This is a genomic window from Candidatus Magnetobacterium casense (genome assembly GCF_019173545.1).
GTDB lineage: Bacteria > Nitrospirota > Thermodesulfovibrionia > Thermodesulfovibrionales > Magnetobacteriaceae > Magnetobacterium > Magnetobacterium cryptolimnobacter.
This window is the reverse complement of the sequence record NZ_JABXWD010000014.1, coordinates 1-21,781: the sequence shown is the minus strand read 5'-3', so window position 1 is coordinate 21,781 and position 21,781 is coordinate 1. Positions and strand designations below refer to the sequence as shown.

The following is a 21,781-nucleotide window of genomic DNA, read 5'->3' as shown; positions in this document are numbered from 1 at the left end:
CCTCCTCGGTCAGCGCATGGCAGGCCTGCGTGCCGGAGTAGTCAAATTCGCACGCCTGGCCTATGATTATAGGCCCGGAGCCTATCAGCAGTATCTTTTTTATATCAGATCGTTTAGGCATTTTACCTCGTCATAAGATGATGTTTTAACATGCAGGATAACAAAAAAACCTGAATAATGTCAATAACCCGTTTTTACCGTAAGCCACTTGAGTGCCCAGAACGTGTGTATGTTTCGCCAGAAGTCCTGCCTGTCCTTCAAGCCCAGACTTAGTAGGAATGGCCGTATCTGGTCTGCATACATGGAGGCAATCACGACAAAGGGACGCCTGTTGCCCTGGAGCATCTCCTGTATGTGTGATGGCTTGTGGATGTGCAGTCCGTCGATGGTCTTGCCACACTTGCCCGGGTCGCCGTCTATGAAGCCCTCTGCCGGGATGGCTGAGTTGCGTAGCATGTTCAGAGTCAACTGCCCCGCCTGACCTGCCCCCCAGATGTACAGAGGGCGGTTGTTAAAGAGGTTATTGGCCGTAACCGTCTGCTTTAATCTGTTGAGATAGCGTTGTTGGTAGTACAGACGTATCTCATGGTGTTCCCGTGCGGGCAGTTGCCCCTTGCGGGAAAGGGCGTCGGGGGTAACCCAGTACAGACCGGTAACCTCGGGTAGGTGGTGTATTTCGTACTTTTCACCAATACGCAACCAGAAATCCTGGTCTCCAAGGGCCTCGTACCGGACATCGAAATATCCGATGTCGTCGTGAACGTCCCTGCGCCACATGGGATGGGGGCCTATCATGCAGTTGTACAGGAGGTCTTCGTAGCAGAACTCGGGCCACCTGTAGACGTCATGGCAGTGGTGGACATCAAAGGTTTGGTGGGGCACCTCGGTGAGGTAAGAGTCACCGTAGACGAGCATACAACGTGGGGTGTCATTGAGGTATCCGGCCAAAATCTCAAAGGCGTCACGTCGCAGGCGGTCGTTCGTGCTAAAGGTGGTGATGTATTGGCCCCGTGCTATTTGTATTGCCATGTTCCACGCTGCGTAGACACCGATCCGGCTGCCGGTTCTGATGTATGTGATATTGGAGCAGCGGCGCTGATACTCCTGCACTATTGCCTGCTCGTTCTGCGGGGATGCGGCATCTACGACAATGATCTCCGTGTTGGAGGCGATGGTCTGCCCCTGGAGGTCTTCCAGGCACTCGCTCATGAACTCCTCGGAGTTGTACGTGGAAACCAGCACGCTAACAAGTGGAGCGGTCCCTCCGGTTTCCTCTTTAATCCCCCTCCCTTTATGTGAGGGGTCAGGGGAGGGCTGGGAGGGGTTACAGGCAGCAGGATAATGGATAACCTCGATGTCGCTAAGTGTAAGGTAATTGTCCGACCACCTCCACCGTGGCCGGATAAATTGCTCCACACCGTTGCCACGTACACTGCCCTGTGTGCAGTCAACGACAATCCTCGGTCCCGATGGCTGAGTACCTATCGTGGACAGGGCTATCTGCATGGCATGTACAACGGCCTCCGGCGATATGTCGCTGACGCAGTAAGTGTGCTGATACCTACACTGCCAGTCGCACCCGTAGCACTCCAGGGGTAGACACACGGCGGTCGTTAAGGGACTGTAGGGGATAAAGCGTCCAAAGTGTCCGCCGCCAAGCACTACCACGTTTGCAACCCCCAGGGCAGAGGCCATATGCGCCCCGGAGGAGTCCGCTCCGAGGTAGATGCGACTCTTGCCGATTATGGCAGCGCTCTGGCGGAGCGTAGTCCTGCCGGTGAGGTCATGGCAGGAGGGCAATTGTGCTTTTATGGCACGGGCCGCATCAGAGGCGTCCCTGCCCCCGACGATTACGCAGTGGTAGTCCGGAAACTGCTCAATGACCTGAGCGTATTTATTGTATATCTTGTGGTGGTGTTGCGCCCAAGGAAAGAGCGCTATAGTTTCGTGTGGTCTTAATGCGTTTTCCTCAAAGAAGCTATTTGCAAAGGCTTCGTCCTGCCGAGAAAGCCACATGAGCGGTCTGAGGCCATCACGTGCGGGTTCGATCCCGATATTGTACAGGAACTCCTCGTGTCTGTCCATTTCGGAACGTTGCTGACAACCGGTGTAGATTAACCGTGTGTATAGCGGGTTGTTGGTCTGCCGCAGTTGTTGGGTCATGCCGTTTGCAAAGTCGCCGTTGAAGGCAATCCGTTGTGTGGCCATGCTGCCAATGGTAAGTATATCGGTAATTGGTTCACGCGAAAAAACCGTGTTCAGTGCTATATCAGGTTTAAGCAGTCGCAGTCTTTTGAGCAACTCGTTTCGATACCCGTCGTTGGTGTAGGCCATCTCTTTGTCAAACGGGATAACTCCGTCGATCTCTGGGCAATGCTCATAGAGTTCGGCAATGTGTCCCTGGCAGAGGACTGTTATGGCGTGGGCAGGGAACCTCTTTCGTATCTCAGGCAGCATAGACGAGGCAAGGACGTTGTCACCGATGGAATCCGTTCGTACCCACAGTAAGGTCATCCTGCTGCTGTTGCTGTCTTGTGTCCTTGTCATAATTTTTGTCGATCCTTTTTGCAATGTCTAAACTATGCTTAAGTATGACACATTATCACACCATGATTCAACATTGGCAGACATATTGCTCTTGACATCGACTGCTTTATAACTGTTAAAATAGTGACGCAGCAATCTTACTTTGAAGGGAACAGATATGGAAAGCGTACAGAAGATAGAGACCAACGCCTCAGAAGATGAATTGAACCAGGCTGTTTTTTTGCTCCACCACGATGATGGTATGTTGCGAATGGAGCGCGACAACCGAAACATGAAAGCGATAATGGACAGTATACTAAGGAACGACTCCAACTGCATTGATGTTGGCGCACATGCCGGTGAGGTTTTAGACTGGATAGTCCAACGCGCCCCTGCGGGGGAGCACTATGCCTTTGAACCCCTCCCACGGTTCATACCTCAGTTAAAGAACAGGTTTCCACGCGTTAAAATCCACCAGTGTGCACTGAGCAACAGCGTGGGCACCAGTAAGTTCTGCCATTTCGTCAATATCCCAGGCTGGAGTGGTCTTAAGCCGCAGCCTTGCCCGATTGATCCGGTCTCCGAGCAGATCGATGTGGAGGTCAACATGCTCGATAACATAATACCGCAAGCGTTACCAATAAGGCTCATTAAAATCGACGTGGAGGGCGGAGAGTACGGCGTCATAGACGGCGCTAAAAAGACCATCAGACAATGGCAGCCATACATCATCTTTGAACATGCCAAGGTGCATGCCTTTGGTTATGGCACAACCCCTCAGATGCTCTACGATCTAATCACAGATGAGTGCGGATTGGCCGTCTTTAGCCTCGATGGCAGCGGGCCTCATTCAAAGGATACATTCGTGGCAAAGTACGAAGAGGCTTTTACAACGCGATATAGAAAACACACCGAAACAAACTTCTTGGCAAGACCTATAGAGTAACTGTAATAGTTCCCCCCTGAGAAAAAAAAAGAAGGGGAGCGGCTCCGCCCTCCCCTCAGACCCCTCCCGCAAGGGGACCAGTCCCCTTGACCCCTTCTTATCTTGTTGACAATTGGCTGATTATACACAACATCTCAAATAGATAGCCGAACTATTACGATTAAGTAAGTCATCCCTGTTTTTTGATGAAAGAGTCATTGAGCTTACTGCGTTGACGCATTATGTTGATTACGGCATTCTGTTTAGTCCTTGCCGCCTCGTTGCGACATAGTGCTTGACGTATGTTTCTTGCAAGTGTCTCCGCTGTAATAGACTCAGGTACACCGAGGCTTATTGTACCGATATCGTCAGACAACTCCTGCAGCTTCTCCCCCCTGATGACAGACAACGGGTAAGCGCCGGCCAGGAAGCTCAACAGAGTAAAATGATACCGCCACGAAACGGTTACATCACAGAATGACAGTAGTGCGATCATCTGCTGGGGCGTAAAGTACGTGTTAGGCACCATAATAGGCCTTGACTTCATGCGGGATACAACCGAAAGGGCTGCTGCTTTATCATAAGGCTGTTCATCACGAACCTCATTACACATAAAAGCTATCTGTATTGCGTCCGTCTGTGCCAGGTTGTCCAGTGCGTGTGCAAACTGTGCCTTTATGCTTTCGTTGTCATGCCACCGCTCATTGACCAGATTAACGCCAACCAATGGAGTGCCACTCCTCCACCCCATCCGCTGCAACTGGCTTTGTGCCCAATCCCTGTCAACCCCCTCAAGCGGTGTCAACCAGGCCAGATCGGCTGCCACTAAGACCCGATCGTGGGCAACACCCATCGCTGCGATATTGTCCCTACTCCTTGTACTGCGTAGCGTCCATGACGTAATGTGCGAAAAGCCATCCGTAAACAGTTGCCTTCCCTCATGGGACCTTATGAGGTCTGCGCCAACACCAACGGCATGACAGGGCACCGACAATGTATGACAACGTTTGTATTTCTGTCCCAATATTGTCAGAGGCCAATCCGTTCCCTGCATCTCACTGACTATTGTAGTGCCAACTATGAGCACGACATCAGCCTCTTTATATAGCCTGTCGCATGTTGCCTCATCCCTGTAGTTGACAAACCTTAACCCGGCAGGGAACTGTCTGAGCACTGGCTCGTCCTTGTCCCAGACCTCGATGGTGGTTCCCTCCGGCAGCGGATGAATGGACAGAAACCCCTGCATCATTGCCTCATCGCCGATGTTTCCGGCGCCAAGCCCAGAAAATGCCACATGTATCTTCATAAGCTAAATACCGCTGAGGGTACCTCAGTTGCTGATGCGTTGCCATGTTGAAAGCTGCGTTGCCCTCCGTGTCCCACCTCAAGGGGCATCATTGTCATGCCGTGAAATGGCAACTCATTGGTTTCGTCAAATGTCACTATAACCGGACCCAGGCCATCGAACCTGTCATGATGACAGACACCCGACTCCGATGGCTCTGACGCCCCGATACCAAAGGTGTAATACCCCGGCTTTACGGTAAATGTCAGCCTCAGACGCACTACCAGGCTATCACCGGCAGACATGTCCGGCAACCGGTGTCCAACCTGTCTGGCACCTCCGGCAAAGACGAAATTGCCAAGCCGGTCAAACAACGTAACCGCCACATTGGGATCGATTATCGCCTCGTTTGCCCTAACCAGGACGTGAAAGTCCAGACAGCGCATCAGCTCAACGGCCAGCGTATCCAGACCATCCTCATTGGTCACCCGCAGGGCAAGAAACACCATTGCGCCGGCTCCGTGTCTGACAACCCTGCCACCATTGTCCACGGTGGATATGTCGTCCAGGACGTTATGTGCCAGGATATCCTCGGGCGTCATCAACGCCCCGATACGGGAGGATGCCTCCGACTCCGGCGGCGTGACAAGGGCAGTGCTGACATACGTCTTCTTTACGTTGAGAGATGCGGCGTATTTATTGATGGCCTCTACTGCCGGGCCAATGAAGTCAACTTCTCCGCTTTTTAATATCACTGCCCTGTCGCACAAAAATCGCACCGCCTCCATGTCGTGGGAGACAAACAGGCACGTTGTACCCTCGTCTATTATCCGACGTATGGCCCTGAAGCACTTCTGCTGGAAGAAAATGTCACCCACGCTCAGGGCCTCGTCAACGACCAGGATGTCCGGCCTCGTAACCACCGCACAGGCAAAGGCAAGACGCACGTACATCCCCGTAGAGTATATCTTCATTGGCTGGTCTATGAACTGCCCGATGTCGGCAAACTCCACAATGGAGGGCAGCAGGGCGTCCATCTCCTGTCTGGAGTAACCCATCAGGGCACCGTTTACGTAGACGTTTGATCTGCCCGTGAATTCCGGATTAAAGGCGGCCCCCAACTCCAGGAGTGCCGAAATCCGGCCATGCTTGATCACCACCCCCGACGTCATACTCAGTATGCCGCAGATGATCTGCAACAGCGTACTCTTGCCACAACCGTTGCTACCAAGGATGCCCACTGCCTCGGCGCGGTTTACGTCAAAGGTGACGTCCTTGAGCGCCCAGAACTCCCGGTGACAGATGCGTTTGTTGAGGCTTAACAGCTCCTTTAGCCTATCGCTGGCATTTGCGTATATCCTGTACTTTTTGCTCAGACCTATGACGGAGATCGCCTTTTGGTTTTGCACAAGGGTATCGGCATTCACAGCATCTCCGCAAAGTCCCGTTTGAGGTACTTAAACACGATGCCTCCAACGATACAGACGACAACGCTCAGTACCCCCAGGTAGAGCAAACCGCCATAAAAGCCCTCCGGAAGTCTCTCCACACCCAGCATGGAAACCCGATATCCCTCTGCGATGTGATACAGAGGGTTTATTCGCAGAAGCGGCTGCAACCCCGCTGGAATATTTGACGGCTCATACACAATGGGGGTGTAGAAAAACCACAGCCCAATTGCCACGTTGAGCACCTGTCCGACGTCTCTGACATAGACGTAAGCCGCAGAGAGACACCACCCCAGTCCAACGGTAAAGAGGCTCAAAAGCACCACATACACAGGCAGATACCAGAGCATGTGCGGCAGTCTCCTGTCTGTCACCAGTATCAGCGACATGATTATGATAAACATGATCCCATGTTTTACCAGGTTGGCCAGCAGGTTGCTCAACAATAAAAGCTCCGCCGGAAAGACGCTCTTTGTGATAAGCGTTTTGTTTTCGATCAGTATGTGCAGGGAGCGCTGTATGGTTTCCGAAAAAAAGAACCACGGCAGTATGCCACTGAGCAGCCACAATACAAAGTTGTCCGTCCCCGAGCTTTGTCCCAGTTTGGCCTTCAACACGTATGAAAAGACAAACGTGTACGTGGCCACCGTTGCAACTGGATGCAGGATGGCCCAGGAAGAACCTATGAGCGAATCGGCATAGCGACTTTTCAGTTCACGCACCACCAGGCATTTTATCATGTGTCTGTTTGTTACGAGTTTATCCGCAAAGCGGTTTATCCAGCCAATCATTTTGTATAGAATATAAACCTATTCCCAGTCTGTTGTCAAGAAGACTCCTGCAGAGCAATCACATTTGACCCGAAAAAAAGAAGGGGGCGGCTCTGCCCCCCCTCAGACCCCCCTGCAAGGGGACCAGTCCCCTTGACCCCTTCTTTTTTGCTCCAAGTCGCACCTGGTTCCTGCGCAGCCTTTTACCATGTTTTTTTTAGAGGATACATCCAAACCAATCTAATCCTGTATTAAACCATGCTTCTTCATGGCCTCCTTCAGGATGGCAGGTGTGCATCCCTGACCTTTAACAAAGTACTCGTTTGCCCTTTTTTTATATGCCTCTTTTTTTTCATCAATATCTTCAAACCCTGAGACCATAAAAATGACGGCAGGGGAGTCTTTTACTGTACCCTCTTCTTTTCTGATATCATCGAGGGTATCCATGCCACAGTAAGGCATCAGATTATCCAGGACAACCAGGTCAAATTTCTTATCCTTCATGTGGTGTTTAAATAAACTAACGGCTAGTTTGCCATCGTCTGTGTCATAGACGTTAGCAAATTTTGAAAAAAACTTTTTCAGTTTATCCCTGTGTAATTTATCGTCGTCAGCTATTAAAATCTTCATATGTATACTCCTGTCAATGTAGATTAAGTTACAGAGTTGATATTTGGGATTCATTGAGCTTTTTAATGAATTCCTCATCCGTTGCAATGTACAAAAACTCCTTTGCTTTGCTGAGTACTTCTATAGTTTTTTCATATTCACGGCGAAGACTTTTCACCATATCGTGTGCATTTGAGGTTATTTGCTTATTTTTTGCCATTCGCTCCAGTTTTTCAGCCAGTTTCGACATTTGCAATGCGCCTACAGAGGCGCTGCCTGACTTCAGATCATGGGCTGGCATGAGGAGACGTTCCACATCATCGGTACCCACCGCAGTTTCAATCTCTTTGATGTGCCGGGAAAACTTCTCTATGTACTTGTCGATAAATTCGGCCCCTTCGTCTTCCCACCACTGCCTCTCCTCAGCCAGTACCCTGGCGTCAACAGGCAAGGGTACCGGCGCGTTTGTATCCTCATCGGTACTCTTTTTTTGATTCATAGCAACTACTTTTTCTTCCGTGACTCTGTTGATTTCAGCGATAAGCTTATCGACCTTTATTGGTTTTGAGACGTACCCGTTCATTCCCGACTCCATACACCTGTCAATATCACTTTTCATGGCATGGGCCGTTATCGCTATTATGGGAATATATGCACCACCCTCTTTTTCCCCTGCACGGATGAGTTTTACTGCTTCAAAGCCGTCCATTTCTGGCATCTGTACGTCCATTAAGACCAGATCAAAGGACTGTTCTTTCAACATCCTGACAGCTTCCTTGCCGTTGTTTGCCAGTGAGGTGTCATGCCCATATCTCTGAAGCATCTTTACTATTAACTTCTGGTTTATATCATTGTCTTCAGCTATCAGGATGTTAAGTCTTTTTTTGTTTTCCCTGAGTTTATGACGGGTAAGCAGAGAGGGTTTTGGCTCCACATCATGCTCACCCATGACTCTCATGATAGAGTCCAGGAGTTCGGACTGTTTAATGGGTTTTATCAGGTAAGCGGAAATGCCAAGCTCCCTGCATCTGGCTGCATCTCCCCTCTGCCCTGATGAGGTAAGCAATATTATGGGAGGCCTTTTGTTCTTATAAGTCTGTATGATCTTATTAACAAGGCCAAAACCATCCATATTCGGCATATTTGCGTCTGTGATTATGAGGTCAAAGCCTCTACCCCCGGTTGCTGCATTATCCAGTATTCCAAGTGCCGCCAGGGCATCCTCTGCAAGGACTGGCTCCATGCCCCAGTTTATTACAATATCCTTAAGAATACGTCTGTTTGTTGCATTATCATCTACAACCAGGATCGACAATCCCTTTAAACTGTCAAAGTTTTTTGGATCCGGTTGCTTATGCAGCTCGGCCTGCACCCCGAAAGTGGCCGTAAAATGAAAAACAGACCCCTTTCCAGGCTCGCTTTCTACGCTAATATCACCGTTCATCATCTCTGCAAGTTTGCGTGATATAGTCAACCCCAGGCCCGTGCCGCCGTATCTCCTGGTAGTTGAACCATCAGCCTGTGAAAATGACTCGAATATCTTTTCTCTTCTGTCCTGAGAGATACCAATACCGGTATCCTTTACGGAGAAACGCAGGCATATCTTATCATCCATATGGGATTGCGTTGTTACATCTAAAATAATCTCTCCATGTTCGGTGAATTTTATGGCATTGCCGACAAGATTTACTACTATTTGCCGGAGTCTTCCAGGATCGCCGATGATGAAGTCTGGCGTCTCCGGTGGTACTGAGTAAGCCAGTTCAAGACCTTTCTTATGAGCCCTCAGGGCAAGGGTCTTTAATGTATCGCCGATGTTGTCACGCAGACTGAAATCTATAGGGTCGAGTTCAAGTTTGCCGGCTTCGATCTTGGAAAAGTCCAGGATGTCGTTTATTACCCCCATGAGCGAATCGGCAGACCTCTTTGCCATATCAAGATACTCCCTCTGTTCATGGGTCACCTCTGTGTCATACATAAGCTCGGTCATCCCTATAATGCCGTTTAATGGAGTGCGTATCTCATGGCTCATGTTGGCAAGAAATTCACTCTTTGCCCGACTTGCATCCTCTGCAGTAATTCTGGCGCTATGCAAAGAGTCCATCATCCGGCTTATACAGTCACTCAGAAATTCAAAATCATCTATACCTTTATACTGGGGTTTTTCACCCCTTCTGACAGGACAGATGATCTTTTGAAGAGGGTGTTTTATTGTCATTTTCAGATAGTAAGCAAGCAGGAAAAACGCTGCCGTCAATATAATGCCGGTTATCCTGTAAGCTTTTTTTACCCTGTTTAATATAAAAGCATACTCCTTTGCATCTTTTATTAGTACAATATTCCATTGCCAAGGTTCAAAATGAAAATGATAGGAATAGAAGTCTCCTTTTTTTAGTCGTATCAGGCTTGTCATATTCTCTTGTTTTGTTCTATCAACAAGTTCCATTGGCTTGCCCGGAAGATCATCAGATAAAAACAGCTCTTTGTCGTTTTCATGTATAATTGCTATCAGATTATTCTGTCTCATATAGTCTTCGATTATTCCAAGGGTAAGCATTTTTTTGATTTTTACCTTACCATCACCAGATGAAAGACCGGTATTGGCAAGTTCATCTGCCGTTTTATTGGCAATATTATATATTTCGTGCGATAGTCTTTCCATATCTTCTTTTATACTATTTTCCGAGAAGTCAGTGATTGCACTGAGTACAAAGATGTAGAGGCTCACCCCCATTAGCGCTATAAAAACAACAATAGGTGCTATGACCCTGATAGAAAGTGTCTTAGTTATCTTGTTTAAAAACCATCTCAAATTTCCCATGTAATTTATCAAAAAACTGTGGGGATTTTATTCAAATACAGGTTTTGAGGTCATCAGTTCTTTTGGCCAGACGATTTCTTTTTTACCATTTTGCCATTGGATTGTAATGGTAAAGTGTTTTATCTGCATACCTGTGCTGTCAACACCATATTTTCCCAATATACTCATTGTGTTCATTGTTGATAACAGGTGTCTTATTTGTTTTCTGTCAGTGGTCTTAGCCTTTGCAATAGCCGCCTCAAATATTTCACCTGCGGCATACGCAGTTGCAGCGTGATATGACGGCTCCATCCCATAAGCGGTTGTAAAGGCACGATAAAATGCCGTGCTGGCAGGTATATTTACACCCTCATGGTGTTCCCACTGGGACGACGAAAATGTATGGTTTGCCTGCGCTCCCAGCTTGTCATAATATGACTGAAGAACAGGGCCAACGGAGGCAAAATATGCCTTTGGTCTCCACCGGATATTTTCCAGGGATAAGCGCATTGCTACCGCTTCGTTAAAGTGCCCGCATACGATAAGGCCTTTTGCACCTGATGCCTTTGCCTCTGACGCTATATCATCGAGGTTTTCTCTTCCCTTCTTGAATTCCCTGTATAAAGCGATACGCATCCCAAACCTTTCAGCCCATTCCTTGGTACCGGAGGCGATGCTCTTTGAGAAGGTGTCATCAGCATAAACAATGGCAATGTCGGTTATGCCGCTGCCGGCTGCCACCTCTAAAAAACCAACTGCATATCTGCTTGCAGGTATAAAAATACCAAAAACATACTTATACCCCTGTTTCCATAATTCATCAGCCGATGCGCCTGAAACAAGCACCGGATACTCGTACTTTTCCGTTATGGGAAGTATGGCCCCGGTTATACCGCTTGAATATGGACCAAACAGAAGGTCCACCTTATCTTTTAGTATGAGGGTTTCGTAGAGTGATTTTGCGGTATCTTTATTGTTATTGTCGTCATATACAATAATATCCACTTTTCTTCCGAGTATTCCGCCCCTTTTATTGACATCTTTTTGCCAAAGCAGAAACCCTTTCTTTTGCATCTCCGCAAGTTCGGCATCTTTTCCCGTTAAACCAAGCGTCACACCAAATCTTATTGGTTCTGCGGCTGTTAAGCTCAACAGGGGTAACAGTAAAAACAAAAATATATTTATAATCAATCTTACCATTTCGCCTGTTTTTAGGTTACTATAGTTACACCAATTATGTCAACAGTAAGTAAAAAGACCCGGGACAATCGTATCCAGGAGATAAAGTGGGGATTTGATTCCGGTTTTTTTCTGTATCCTTCCTGTCATAATTATCACGGAAATTATGTTACAATAGACAGCATAAGTTTATAAGGTGATGGAAAAGGTAAAGAAAAAACCATGCCCCGGTCGTATGGCCTATGAGACCCTGGTAAAGGCCTTTGAGAAGCTGGATATAAGCAAGAAGGAGAGGGAACCTTGCTGGCAGGCAATGAAGTGTCCCTCGCAGACCTATACGCGCTGCCCCGCCTATCTGCATGAGGCAGGCAGGAGATGTTGGCTGTTGGCGGGAACCTTTAGCGGCAAAGACCCCTACTGCATCTACTGCGTAACGGTCAGGGACTGCCGGGAGTGCAGGTTCTATAAGCTGGTCAGGCAAAATCTCTGAATCTCCCTGACCTCACCCCTCTTGTCCACATAGCTCGATAGCTATTTTTTTCTAATGCGGTATACTGAAATGACGCAGGTTTTTTCAGGCATGATGTTTGATAACAAGATAATGGGGTCAAGGGGACTGGTCCCCTTGCAGGGGGTTCTGAAGGGGGCCAGGAGCGTCCTGGAGCGACAAAGAAGCGGAGCCGCCCCTTTCTTTCTTGTATGCGAGCAATTTTGATACCCGAAAAAACTCGAATCCGATCAGTATAGTTCTAAGTCTTGCAGTTGCCAGTTGACAAACGCTCCGGCTATCTGTTATAAATGTAGACTATAGGATTTTATAGATGAAATTAACATACAGATTTATATCACTGGATATAAAGGGGGTGGATTTATGAAATTAGGGGTATTTGTCAGCCAGTACAGCAAAGACAATGATACCCTCAGCAGGCTGAAGGCTGAAAAGCTCGGAGTAATACTCGTGCAAAACGGAGTTTACAACGCAGCCCTGAAGGAAGATGGCAAGTCCTCACCGATCCTCAGTAAGAACGCTACGATATATGCGCTTTCTGAGGATTTGCAGTCACGGGGATTGAGTGTTGATAGTGTTGACAGCAAGGTCAAGGTAGTTGACTATGACGGTCTTGTTGATCTGATTTTCAATGAATATGAAAAGATAATTTGGCTATAGGAGAACGACAAATGAGCAAATTAACCATAGGCTGTTTTTCATCTCTTGTGGGGTCAATGACCACCGATTTTGTTGTAAAATTAGCCGAGGCAACCAGAAAGAAAGGCCATGACGTAGATATTTGGTTATCGGGCAATGGCACAATGCTTTCCAAGAAGGGGCAGCGCTCCTTTAAAGATTACTCGTCGCTGGAGAAGACTATCAAGGACCTGGTTGCGGGCGGCGTTAACGTAACCGCATGTGAGGCCTGTGCCGAGGCCAGGGGATACCACAAGGAAGACCTCATCGACGGCTTTGGCAGAAAGAGTATGGACTGGTACCTTGCCAGTTGCTTCAGCGCCGACAGGGTATTGCACATAGGAGGTGAGTAATGGCGATAAAGAAAGTAGCCTTCGTGGTAGACAAGCTGCCATATAAGACGGAGACGTCGAGACTGGCATTGACTCACGCCATATCAAGTCAGACGGTGGAGATACACCTCGAAGAAGACGAAAACATAACGCCGGTGTTGGCATTCATCGGAGAGGGCGTCTTAAACTGCATAAAAGACCAGAAGGCACCCGATATCTACGGTATAACGAGCCTTGAGTCGCACATCAAAAATGCCCTGCTGACGGACATCAAGCTCCTCATCTGTGCCGAGGACGTCAAGCGCTTTGGTCTGAGCGAGGATGCCCTCATCATGGACGCAGAGGACCTGGGCGCCGATATCGTTTCCGAAGTTGTGCCCTTTGATGACATCATGGAAGAGATGAATACCTCTGACCATATATTATTTTTCTGATTCAGTTTAAAAGGAGGTCTTTTAAGACATGTCTGACTTGAGAAACGAGCAGCCCAACGAAACCCTGGACGTCCTGGGGAGGGTGTGCCCATATCCGCTGGTGTTGACAAAGAAGAAGCTCGAAAAATTGCCCAGTGGCACCCTGTTAAAGGTGCTCTGTGACGCCCCGGCATCGGCTGAGGACTCCATACCAAAATATGCCAATAAGGAAGGGCATAGCTTTGATTCGGTCAAGGTAGAGGATAAGGGACATTGGGAGTTATATATCAAGAAAAAGTAGCCCCGCAGCTTACACCGGGGGGTTAAGCAACATCGGGATTTAAGCGCCGCAAGTGGGCGTGGGCACTGTGAGTGGGGCAACGGATAGACAGACCGTGGTCTCGTTTGCAAGCGCCCTCCACTGTGGTGCACAATCGGGTGTTTTTACGGCGGGATGTGATGATAGCAATTGTTGATTATGGAATGGGCAATCTCAGGAGTGTTGCCAAGGGCTTTGCCAAGGTTGGTGCCGATGCGGTGGTCACCAGCAGTGTCGGGGATATAGAAAACGCCTCCGGTGTGGTGTTACCCGGTGTTGGGGCATTCAGGGATTGCATGGCCAACCTTGAGGGCTTATCGCTGGCAGAGGTGGTTGTGCGCTGCATAGAAAAGGGCAAGCCGTTTCTGGGCATATGCCTGGGGCTTCAGTTGTTGTTTACCGAGTCGGAGGAGTTTGGCCACTGCAGAGGGTTGAACGTATTTGACGGCAAGGTGGTGAGGTTTCCCGTAAACGACCTCAAGGTGCCACACATGGGATGGAACCGTGTTATGCCCACCAAACACACGTCCCTGATGAGTGGCATTGCATCCGGTGACATCCCCGATGGTGGAGGGTATTTTTACTTTGTACATTCCTTCTACGTAGCCCCGACGGATGAATCGATCGTTGCTGCTACCACGCAGTACGGCATAGGGTTTACGTCTATGGTTGCACGGGACAACGTCTTTGCAATGCAGTTTCACCCCGAAAAAAGCCAGAAGCTCGGCCTGGGTATATTGAAAAACTTTGCCGCTTTCGTAAAAAAAACCTGAATTTTTTGTTACTGTAAATATTTCTGTGATGATAGAAGGTTAAGCATTATGGGGTCAAGGGGACTGGTCCCCTTGCAGGGGGTTCTGAAGGGGGGCGGAGCCGCCCCTTTCTTTCTCTTTGCTACAATTATGGGTAGTATTTGGTATATCTTTTCACCACATCGCAGTAACCTCAGAACCTCTCAAATTCACTGCCGTGTTCATCGTCCTCACCGCCCTTAATGGCAATGGAAACACCTGTGCTTTTTTTACCCGTGTGCAGCTCTTTTGACTTAAAGCGAGATTCCGACCGTTCGGTGTCCTTCCTGGCAACGTGTGTAACCCTTACCTTTTGCGTGGGGAGTGGCTTTCTCTGTGTAGGCGCCTGGAATCTGGCATCGTCGGCGGTCTTGAAGAACGAAATGATCGACTGCAACTGCTCGGCCTGACTTGACAGTTCCTCGGAAGTTGAGGCCATCTCTTCTGAGGCGGAGGCGTTTTGTTGAATGACCTGGTCCAGTTGCTGGATGGCCTTGTTGATCTGTTCGGCGCCGGAATTTTGCTCGTTGCTTGCCGCACTTATTTCCTGTACCAGTTCTGCGGTCTTCTGTACGTCGGGCAGTATGGTGGCCAACATCTGTCCGGCCTTGTCGGCTACTTCGACGCTTGTGGTGGCCTTTTGTGTGATCTCCCCGGCTGCAATCTGACTCCGTTCGGCCAACTGTCTGACCTCGGAGGCAACAACGGCAAACCCCTTGCCGTGCTCCCCGGCACGTGCGGCCTCTATGGCTGCGTTGAGGGCCAATAGGTTTGTCTGTCTGGCTATCTCCTCTATGATAGTAATTTTGCTGGCTATTTCCTTCATTGCCACTACGGTCTCCGCCACAGCCTTGCCGCCTTCCTGTGCATTGACGGCGGACTTTTGAGCCATCCGTTGGGTCTGTTGGGCATTGTCTGAGGTCTGCCTGATGTTGGCCGTCATCTCCTCCATGGAGGACGAGGCCTCTTCTGCCGCGGCCGCCTGTTCGGTTGCACCCTGTGACAACTCCTGAGCACTGGCACTGAGTTGCGCACTTCCGGCCGATACGTTATCCGCTGCCGACTTTATCTCCGTCACCACGTCCGTCAACCTCTGAACCATCTGCCCCAAGGCCCTCATTAAATCATCCTCTGCCGATCTCTCCCGTACCTCGACAACCAGATTACCGTTGGCGATATCCTTTGCTATTGTCGTTATTTGATTGCTTGCCTTTATCAACACGTTGAGGTTGTTCTTGATGGTGTTGAAGTCGCCGTTATAGCTGTCGGTTATGACATCGGGTATATCGCCCTTGCTGATCCTGTCAACATAGTTGGCTGCCACGTTTAGCGGCCCAATCACGGCATCAAGGGTCTTGTTTACGCCGTCAACGATCTTTCTGTAATCGCCGCCGTGTTTTGCGACATCTGCCCTGGTTGCAAGTTTACCGACCACCGCCGCCTCGACAAGGCTGTTGGCATCGGCTACGAGGGCATTGATGTTTGCTATACAGGCATTGAGGTTGCTCTTGATGGCGTTGAAGTCGCCGTTGTATGTATCCGTGATGGCAGGCGGGATGTCGCCCTTGCCGATCCGTTCGACGTAGTTGGCCGCCACGTTTAACGGGCTGATCACGGCATCAAGGGTCTTATTTACACCATCAACGATCTCTCTGTAGCCGCCGTTGAACTTTGCGGCACTGCCCCTGGTGGCAAGTCTGCCATCAACCGCCGCCTTTGTCAGCGCAGCCATCTCCGCCACCAGATTGCGTAAGATCTCAACAACCAGTACCATGCTCTTACCCAGTACGTCTTTGGCTGACTTTGCCTTGACCTCGACACTCAGGTCCCCGGCGGCAATCTTCTCAGCCACTGAGGCAGACTCCCTTATGTTTTCTATAACAAGCCTTAACGATTGGGCAAGTACCCCTATCTCGTCCTTTGTATCCTCAACGATCTCTACATCCACGTCCCCTGCGGCCAACCTGTTGGCGACATCGACCATTTTCTTCACCGGTCTGGAGATTAGCCTGGCTATTAACAGACCAAGGACAATGGCAACGAGTACACCGACAGACGTAAACGTGATTATCATCATTGTTACTGTTTTGGCGTCTTTTTTGTTATTATCGTTTGTAGTTTCAGCCATTTTTTTGTTATAACTAATGAGCTTATCCACTGCCTCTTCTTGTGTCCCGGCTGCATTTATAAGCTCGTTTTCCACAAGGTTGATTGCTTCTGTTTGCCTGCCGGAAGATGCCAACTCAAGCGCCTTGCCTATGAGTGGTCGTACCACTGCCATGGCGTCAACGAACTCCTTGAAGGCAGCCTTCTCCTCCGCTTTATCGCCTATTGTCTTTTCAAAATCCCTGGATAGTTTATCCAGCTCTTGTGTAAGCTCCTTTATGGTGTTGGAAAACTTCAGCCTATCCTCCGCCTTTTCATTGAGCAGAAAATCACGCAGGTTTGTTTGAACCATTTGGAACCTGTCATTGATATCGCCCATGGTAGTAAGAGGGATTAGTGCTTCCTCGTACATAACGTTACTTTTCTCTGCCAACCTGTTGACATATGTAACCCCTAAGTAACCTATGGCGCCTGCAATCATGGCCACCAGGACAAAACCGGTTAATAATTTCGTACTGATCTTCAGGTCATAGAACCATTTCATAACAATCCTCCTAATGTGCTATTGTATAGAGCGTTTCAATCGTGTGCAATACAAGAACAAGGAGGGCGGCTCCGCCCCCTCCTTGACCTCCCCTGCAAGGGGACCAGTCCCCTTGACCCCTTCTTTTTCGCTCCAGGACGCTCTTGGTCTTGCGCAGGCTTGATTTTAAAGATTCAGAACCTCTCAAATTCCCTGCTGTCATCATCGCCATGTTCACCGTTCTTGATGCCCAGGGAGACGCCTATTCGTTTTCTCTCCGTATGTAGCTCTTTTTGCTTGGAATGAAACTCCGGTCTTTCAGCGTCTTTTCTGGTAACGTGGGCAACCTTTGTCTTTTGCACAGGGATGGATTTTCTCTGTGTGGAGGCCGATGTCCTGGCGTCGTCTGCGGTCTTGAAGAACGAAATGATCGACTGCAACTGCTCGGCCTGACTTGACAGCTCTTCGGAGGTTGACGCCATCTCCTCGGAGGCGGAGGCGTTTTGCTGAATGACCTGGTCCAGTTGCTGGATGGCCTTGTTGATCTGTTCGGCGCCGGAATTTTGTTCACCGCTTGCAGCACTTATCTCCTGCACCAGGTCTGCGGTCTTCTGCACATCCGGCAAAATGGCGGCCAGCATCTGTCCGGCCTTGTCGGCTACATCGACGCTTGAGGAGGCCTTTTGGGTAATCTCCCCTGCTGCAACCTGACTGCGCTCGGCCAACTGTCTGACCTCGGAGGCAACCACGGCAAACCCCTTGCCATGCTCCCCGGCACGTGCGGCTTCTATGGCGGCGTTGAGGGCTAGCAGGTTTGTCTGTCTGGCGATCTCCTCTATGATCTTTATCTTGCCGGCTATCTCCTTCATTGCCACAACGGTCTCTGCCACCGCTTTGCCACCTTCCTGAGCGTTGCCGGCGGATTTTTGAGCTATCCGTTGGGTCTGCTGGGCATTGTCTGAGGTCTGCCTGATATTGGCCGTCATCTCCTCCATGGAGGACGAGGCCTCTTCTGCCGCGGCTGCCTGCTCGGTAGCGCCCTGCGACAACTCCTGGGCGCTGGCGCTGAGTTGAGTACTGCCGGATGACACATTATTAGCGGCCAATTTTATCTCCATTACCACGTCAGTAAGCCTCTGAATCATCTGCCCCAAGGCCCTCATTAACTCATCCTCTGTCGACCTCTCCCGTACCTCGACAACAAGATTACCGTTGGCTATCTCCTTTGCTATACCGGTTATGTGATTGCTTGCCTTTATCAACACGTTGAGGTTGTTCTTAATGGTGTTGAAATCACCCTTGTAGCTGTCGGTTATAATATCGGGAATATCACCCTTGCTGATCCGCTCGACGTAGTTGGCTGCCACGTTTAACGGCTCAATAACAGCGTCGAGGGTCTTGTTTACTCCGTCAACGATCTTTCTGTAATCACCGCCGTGCTTGGTGGCATCAACCCTGGTTGCCAGCTTGCCGGCCACCGCAGCCTCAACAAGCATGTTGGCGTCAACAACAAGAGCGTTTATGTTTGCTATGCAGGTATTGAGGTTGTTCTTGATTGAGTTGAAGTCGCCCTTATACACATCTGTGATCGCAGATGGGATGTCGCCACGACTGATCTTGTCAACATAGTTAGCCGCCACGTTTAGTGGCCCAATTACGGCATCAAGGGCCTTGTTTACACCATAGATGATCTCCCTGTATCCACCGTTGAACTTCTCGACGTTGCCCCTGGTGACAAGTCTGCCCTCTGCAACACTCTCAATAACCATGTTTATTTCTGCTATAACTGATTTCATTTTATCAACCATGGCCTTGAGGGAGACCAGCATAACGCCTATCTCGTCCTTGCTGCTGATATTTATGTTGATGCTGAGGTCTCCATCAGCGAGGGTGTTACAGACATTCGTAGTCACAGTCAGGGGGGTAACAATACTACGTATCATCATATAACTTAATGCTATCACGGCAATCAGCGCAATCAGGACGGCGATAAAAATGGTATTTTGTGAACGTACCTTAATTTCGTTGACCGCTTTTTCCGCCCCATCCATGCGTTTTGCAGCCTCATCAGAGAGCTCCTCTGTTATATTCTCCATCTTGCGTATAGCGTCTTTATACTCACCAATAGCCGAGTTGGCTTGCTGCGTTGTTTTTATACTGCCTTCACTGATTATGGCATATACCTTGCCAAAGCCGGTAATGTAAGCGTCAAGGTTAACCTTTATGGATGCAATCATTTCTTTATCCTTAGCTACTGTTGCCAGCTTTTCCAGTGTGTTGATATTCTCCAGGGTCTTCCCCTTAAGGTCATTCCATTTAGTTACATATCCCTCTCTCTTTTCTGCAGAATCTATGTTTATGTAGACATCTTTTTCATACCTGCGTAAGTTCAGGGTATCTAATTTAAGACCGATGGAACTCCTCTCAAGCATTGCATCCGTGTGGAGCATGTTGTCTACGGTATTATCAATAGCGGACATACCCAAATACCCGACTGCCCCGGTAACGAGCAGCAACATAAGTACAAATCCAAATCCCAAACGTAGCTTCAAACTAATCTTCATAACTTTTCTCCTATGCAAAAACTTTTAATTTATATATTACAATTATACCATATACAAAGTATCTTCTTTATATTTCATGGTAAAAGAAAGAAGGAGGGCGGCTCCGCTTCTTGACGCTCCAGGGGGTGAGGCACGATTTTGCCGCAGCGGGGGGCGAGCCGCCCCTTGGCTCAATTGTCGCACCCGCCCCTGCCATAAAAGTCGCACCTGGCCCTCCTCAGACCTCCCCTGCAAGGGGGGGTGAGGCACCCCGGCCACGAAGAAGCCCCCTTGACCCCATTTTACCATGCTTTTTTAATTTGACAATGTCACATTTCATACCATACCACACCTGGAGGAACAATTGTCAAGTTTTTTCAAACGACTTTCTGTAGAACTTGCTCGGTTAAAAAACGTGTCGTTAATCTGCTCTATAGCTTGCTGAATAGTTAGTTGTTTTAGAGGCATCACAGAGACCAATAATAAACGTATGTTAGCAAGCGATAACATAGGTAAAACCTCTATTTCAAACTGTTTAGCAAGTTCAGGATCAACCTCACGGTTTTGTGCAAACTCAAGCTTTATCGTAGCAGCAAACCAACATGCCAGTGTGGTTAAAGCCAGATGATGCTGCCATGCTCGGTACTTCTGTGCTTGAAATTCATCCCATCCAATTTCTGATTTCGCATCTTGGTTTGCCCGTTCGATGAAGTAACGTTGACATTTCCACCATGCCAATTTTGAAAGAGCAGTATCAGAGGAAGCGTTACATAAGGCATATGAATGCTTGTTGGCACTTTCTTTCCTTATTATTAGCCACTCCTCTACCACTTTATCTCCATATCTCAACCATACCCTTTGCATTGCGAAATCATCATTTATCTCTCCTCGCTCGATGTGTCTGACACGAATTCGATGCCATTGAAGATCACCTGACTTTAGCAAGTCCCTTACTTTTATTGGCTGCTGCACTGATATGACTTTTACCCTCTTAGTAGGGCGACCTCTCTTGCCTTTAACAGTTTCAGGTAAACCTAATTGAGGTTTGCTCAGATACACGTTCGTATCGCAAGGTATCTCTGCCATATAGATATGATTAGATTGTTGTATTTGAATACGAAGCCACTCACTTCTTCCATATAGACCATCAAAGCACATTACCTCAAATGGCACACCGTTGTCTATAACTCTATTAAGGCTCTCCATCCCTATCTCTATCTTTGTTTTAAACCTCAGATCATCGGGAATACCCAATGCTTTTCTCACTTTTGCTTGTGATTCATCAAACCAGCTTTCAGGTAGAAACAAATCTCCTTCCACCCATGTCCATACTGGATGTTTCACCAAATTCGCATAAGCTACAAAAACACCTACCTGACTTTGGTCTACTTTCCCTATTCGACCATTATATTGTCTCGCTGCTCCTGCACTGTTACTACCTGCTTTTTCATCAGCACTTTCGTCCAAAATCAATACTCCACCTTCTTGTAAATCAGGCGTTTCCTTGATATCTCTATGTATCTGATCATAAACATTACGATCAGACCACGGAGAATTACTCATGAAGTGTTGCATATTCTGAGCACTTACTCCCTCCTCTTTCCCTATATTGCCAAAAGTACGTTTGTCTTTCATTCTCAACTGTCCTCTTATATAATGGTAGGCATATCCGTTAGTATCCCTGGTTTTTGTTTTGAAACAACAACTGTATCTCTCAAAAAAAACTTGTAACTTTTTTGCTAACCCTGCAACCCATTCAATTCTTAATCCCCATCTGCTTTTTTCTGGTGTATTGTCCGCACTTGCTAAACTTATCATACCTATTCTCCTTTTTTTATATAGATACAATAGTTTAACCGAATATCAACATGTTAATCCACTAAATACCCGATTTTCCTCTAATGTGACATTGTCAAATTAATACCATCAGAAAAAATACATATTGTCTATAGAATACGATGGAGTATAGAACTTGTATTCAAAAGTTGGAAATCTGTATTAAGGGTACATTTAAGTAATATACGCA

General features: G+C 48.3%; 17 protein-coding genes and 4 pseudogenes. 8 read left to right on the top strand and 13 right to left on the bottom strand.

The features are described 5' to 3' along the window. Both HWQ67_RS20370 and HWQ67_RS01580 read right to left on the bottom strand, forming a co-directional pair. Nucleotides 1-121, bottom strand: a pseudogene (locus HWQ67_RS20370) (carbamoyl-phosphate synthase large subunit); the annotation flags it as partial. Nucleotides 122-180: 59 nt separating this feature from the next. Further along, nucleotides 181-2,547: a glycosyltransferase gene (locus tag HWQ67_RS01580; RefSeq protein WP_218250884.1), complete on the bottom strand. Its 2,367-nt coding sequence runs from the start codon at nt 2,545-2,547 to the stop codon at nt 181-183. A 157-nt stretch (nt 2,548-2,704) separates the two neighbouring features. Here HWQ67_RS01580 and HWQ67_RS01575 point away from each other — a divergent pair, with 157 nt between their 5' ends. Further along, nucleotides 2,705-3,472 carry an FkbM family methyltransferase gene (locus tag HWQ67_RS01575; protein ID WP_218250883.1) on the top strand — a complete coding sequence of 256 codons (768 nt, stop codon included), beginning with the start codon at nt 2,705-2,707 and terminating at the stop codon, nt 3,470-3,472. A 169-nt stretch (nt 3,473-3,641) separates the two neighbouring features. Here HWQ67_RS01575 and HWQ67_RS01570 read toward each other — a convergent pair whose 3' ends face one another. The 6 genes from HWQ67_RS01570 to HWQ67_RS01545 form a co-directional block, all read right to left on the bottom strand. Next, the gene (locus HWQ67_RS01570; RefSeq protein ID WP_218250882.1) at nt 3,642-4,757 is read right to left on the bottom strand and encodes a polysaccharide pyruvyl transferase family protein; all 1,116 of its coding nucleotides are present in this window, start codon (nt 4,755-4,757) and stop codon (nt 3,642-3,644) included. Then, a complete protein-coding gene (locus HWQ67_RS01565) occupies nt 4,754-6,163 on the bottom strand; it encodes an ABC transporter ATP-binding protein (protein ID WP_218250881.1) in 1,410 nt (469 codons plus the stop codon). Before HWQ67_RS01565 ends, HWQ67_RS01570 begins: the two co-directional genes overlap by 4 nt. After that, nucleotides 6,160-6,975 carry an ABC transporter permease gene (locus HWQ67_RS01560; protein ID WP_218250880.1) on the bottom strand — a complete coding sequence of 272 codons (816 nt, stop codon included), beginning with the start codon at nt 6,973-6,975 and terminating at the stop codon, nt 6,160-6,162. The genes HWQ67_RS01565 and HWQ67_RS01560 overlap by 4 nt, the downstream gene beginning before the upstream one ends. Nucleotides 6,976-7,194: 219 nt before the next feature. After that, nucleotides 7,195-7,584 carry a response regulator transcription factor gene (locus HWQ67_RS01555; RefSeq protein WP_218250879.1) on the bottom strand — a complete coding sequence of 130 codons (390 nt, stop codon included), beginning with the start codon at nt 7,582-7,584 and terminating at the stop codon, nt 7,195-7,197. Between the two features lie 28 nt (nt 7,585-7,612). Further along, nucleotides 7,613-10,384 (bottom strand): hybrid sensor histidine kinase/response regulator, encoded by a 2,772-nt coding sequence (locus tag HWQ67_RS01550; protein ID WP_218250878.1) that lies wholly within the window; start codon nt 10,382-10,384, stop codon nt 7,613-7,615. A gap of 27 nt (nt 10,385-10,411) precedes the next feature. Beyond that, nucleotides 10,412-11,563, bottom strand: a complete 1,152-nt coding sequence (locus HWQ67_RS01545) for an amino acid ABC transporter substrate-binding protein (RefSeq protein ID WP_218250877.1) — start codon at nt 11,561-11,563, stop codon at nt 10,412-10,414. A 178-nt stretch (nt 11,564-11,741) separates the two neighbouring features. Here HWQ67_RS01545 and HWQ67_RS01540 point away from each other — a divergent pair, with 178 nt between their 5' ends. The 6 genes from HWQ67_RS01540 (at nt 11,742) to hisH (ending at nt 14,565) form a co-directional block, all read left to right on the top strand. After that, on the top strand, nt 11,742-12,032 hold the full coding sequence (locus HWQ67_RS01540; RefSeq protein WP_040333588.1) for a two-CW domain-containing protein: 291 nt from the start codon (nt 11,742-11,744) through the stop codon (nt 12,030-12,032). 381 nt (nt 12,033-12,413) lie between these two features. Beyond that, the gene (gene tusB / locus HWQ67_RS01535; RefSeq protein WP_052566674.1) at nt 12,414-12,710 is read left to right on the top strand and encodes a sulfurtransferase complex subunit TusB; all 297 of its coding nucleotides are present in this window, start codon (nt 12,414-12,416) and stop codon (nt 12,708-12,710) included. An 11-nt stretch (nt 12,711-12,721) separates the two neighbouring features. Continuing rightward, nucleotides 12,722-13,081, top strand: a complete 360-nt coding sequence (locus tag HWQ67_RS01530; protein WP_218250876.1) for a DsrE family protein — start codon at nt 12,722-12,724, stop codon at nt 13,079-13,081. After that, entirely contained in the window at nt 13,081-13,494 is a 414-nt protein-coding gene (locus HWQ67_RS01525) for a DsrE family protein (RefSeq protein WP_218250875.1), read from the top strand. Before HWQ67_RS01530 ends, HWQ67_RS01525 begins: the two co-directional genes overlap by 1 nt. A 28-nt stretch (nt 13,495-13,522) precedes the next feature. Beyond that, nucleotides 13,523-13,774 (top strand): sulfurtransferase TusA family protein, encoded by a 252-nt coding sequence (locus HWQ67_RS01520; RefSeq protein ID WP_218250874.1) that lies wholly within the window; start codon nt 13,523-13,525, stop codon nt 13,772-13,774. 158 nt (nt 13,775-13,932) lie between these two features. Next, nucleotides 13,933-14,565 carry an imidazole glycerol phosphate synthase subunit HisH gene (gene hisH, locus HWQ67_RS01515; protein ID WP_218250873.1) on the top strand — a complete coding sequence of 211 codons (633 nt, stop codon included), beginning with the start codon at nt 13,933-13,935 and terminating at the stop codon, nt 14,563-14,565. 172 nt (nt 14,566-14,737) lie between these two features. On the opposite strand, the pseudogene HWQ67_RS20365 reads toward hisH, so the two are convergent. The 5 genes and pseudogenes from HWQ67_RS20365 to HWQ67_RS01500 all read right to left on the bottom strand — a co-directional run. Further along, nucleotides 14,738-16,306: pseudogene (locus tag HWQ67_RS20365) on the bottom strand (methyl-accepting chemotaxis protein); the annotation flags it as partial. Between the two features lie 150 nt (nt 16,307-16,456). Continuing rightward, nucleotides 16,457-17,233, bottom strand: a pseudogene (locus HWQ67_RS20360) (MCP four helix bundle domain-containing protein); the annotation flags it as partial. Between the two features lie 173 nt (nt 17,234-17,406). Continuing rightward, nucleotides 17,407-19,263, bottom strand: a complete 1,857-nt coding sequence (locus HWQ67_RS01505) for a methyl-accepting chemotaxis protein (RefSeq protein ID WP_425340690.1) — start codon at nt 19,261-19,263, stop codon at nt 17,407-17,409. A 9-nt stretch (nt 19,264-19,272) separates the two neighbouring features. After that, nucleotides 19,273-19,776: pseudogene (locus HWQ67_RS20355) on the bottom strand (MCP four helix bundle domain-containing protein); the annotation flags it as partial. A 315-nt stretch (nt 19,777-20,091) separates the two neighbouring features. Continuing rightward, a complete protein-coding gene (locus tag HWQ67_RS01500; protein ID WP_218250870.1) occupies nt 20,092-21,573 on the bottom strand; it encodes an IS701 family transposase in 1,482 nt (493 codons plus the stop codon). Between the two features lie 90 nt (nt 21,574-21,663). Here HWQ67_RS01500 and HWQ67_RS20350 point away from each other — a divergent pair. Continuing rightward, nucleotides 21,664-21,781: transposase (locus HWQ67_RS20350; RefSeq protein WP_218250885.1), on the top strand; the 118-nt coding region annotated here is incomplete at its 3' end.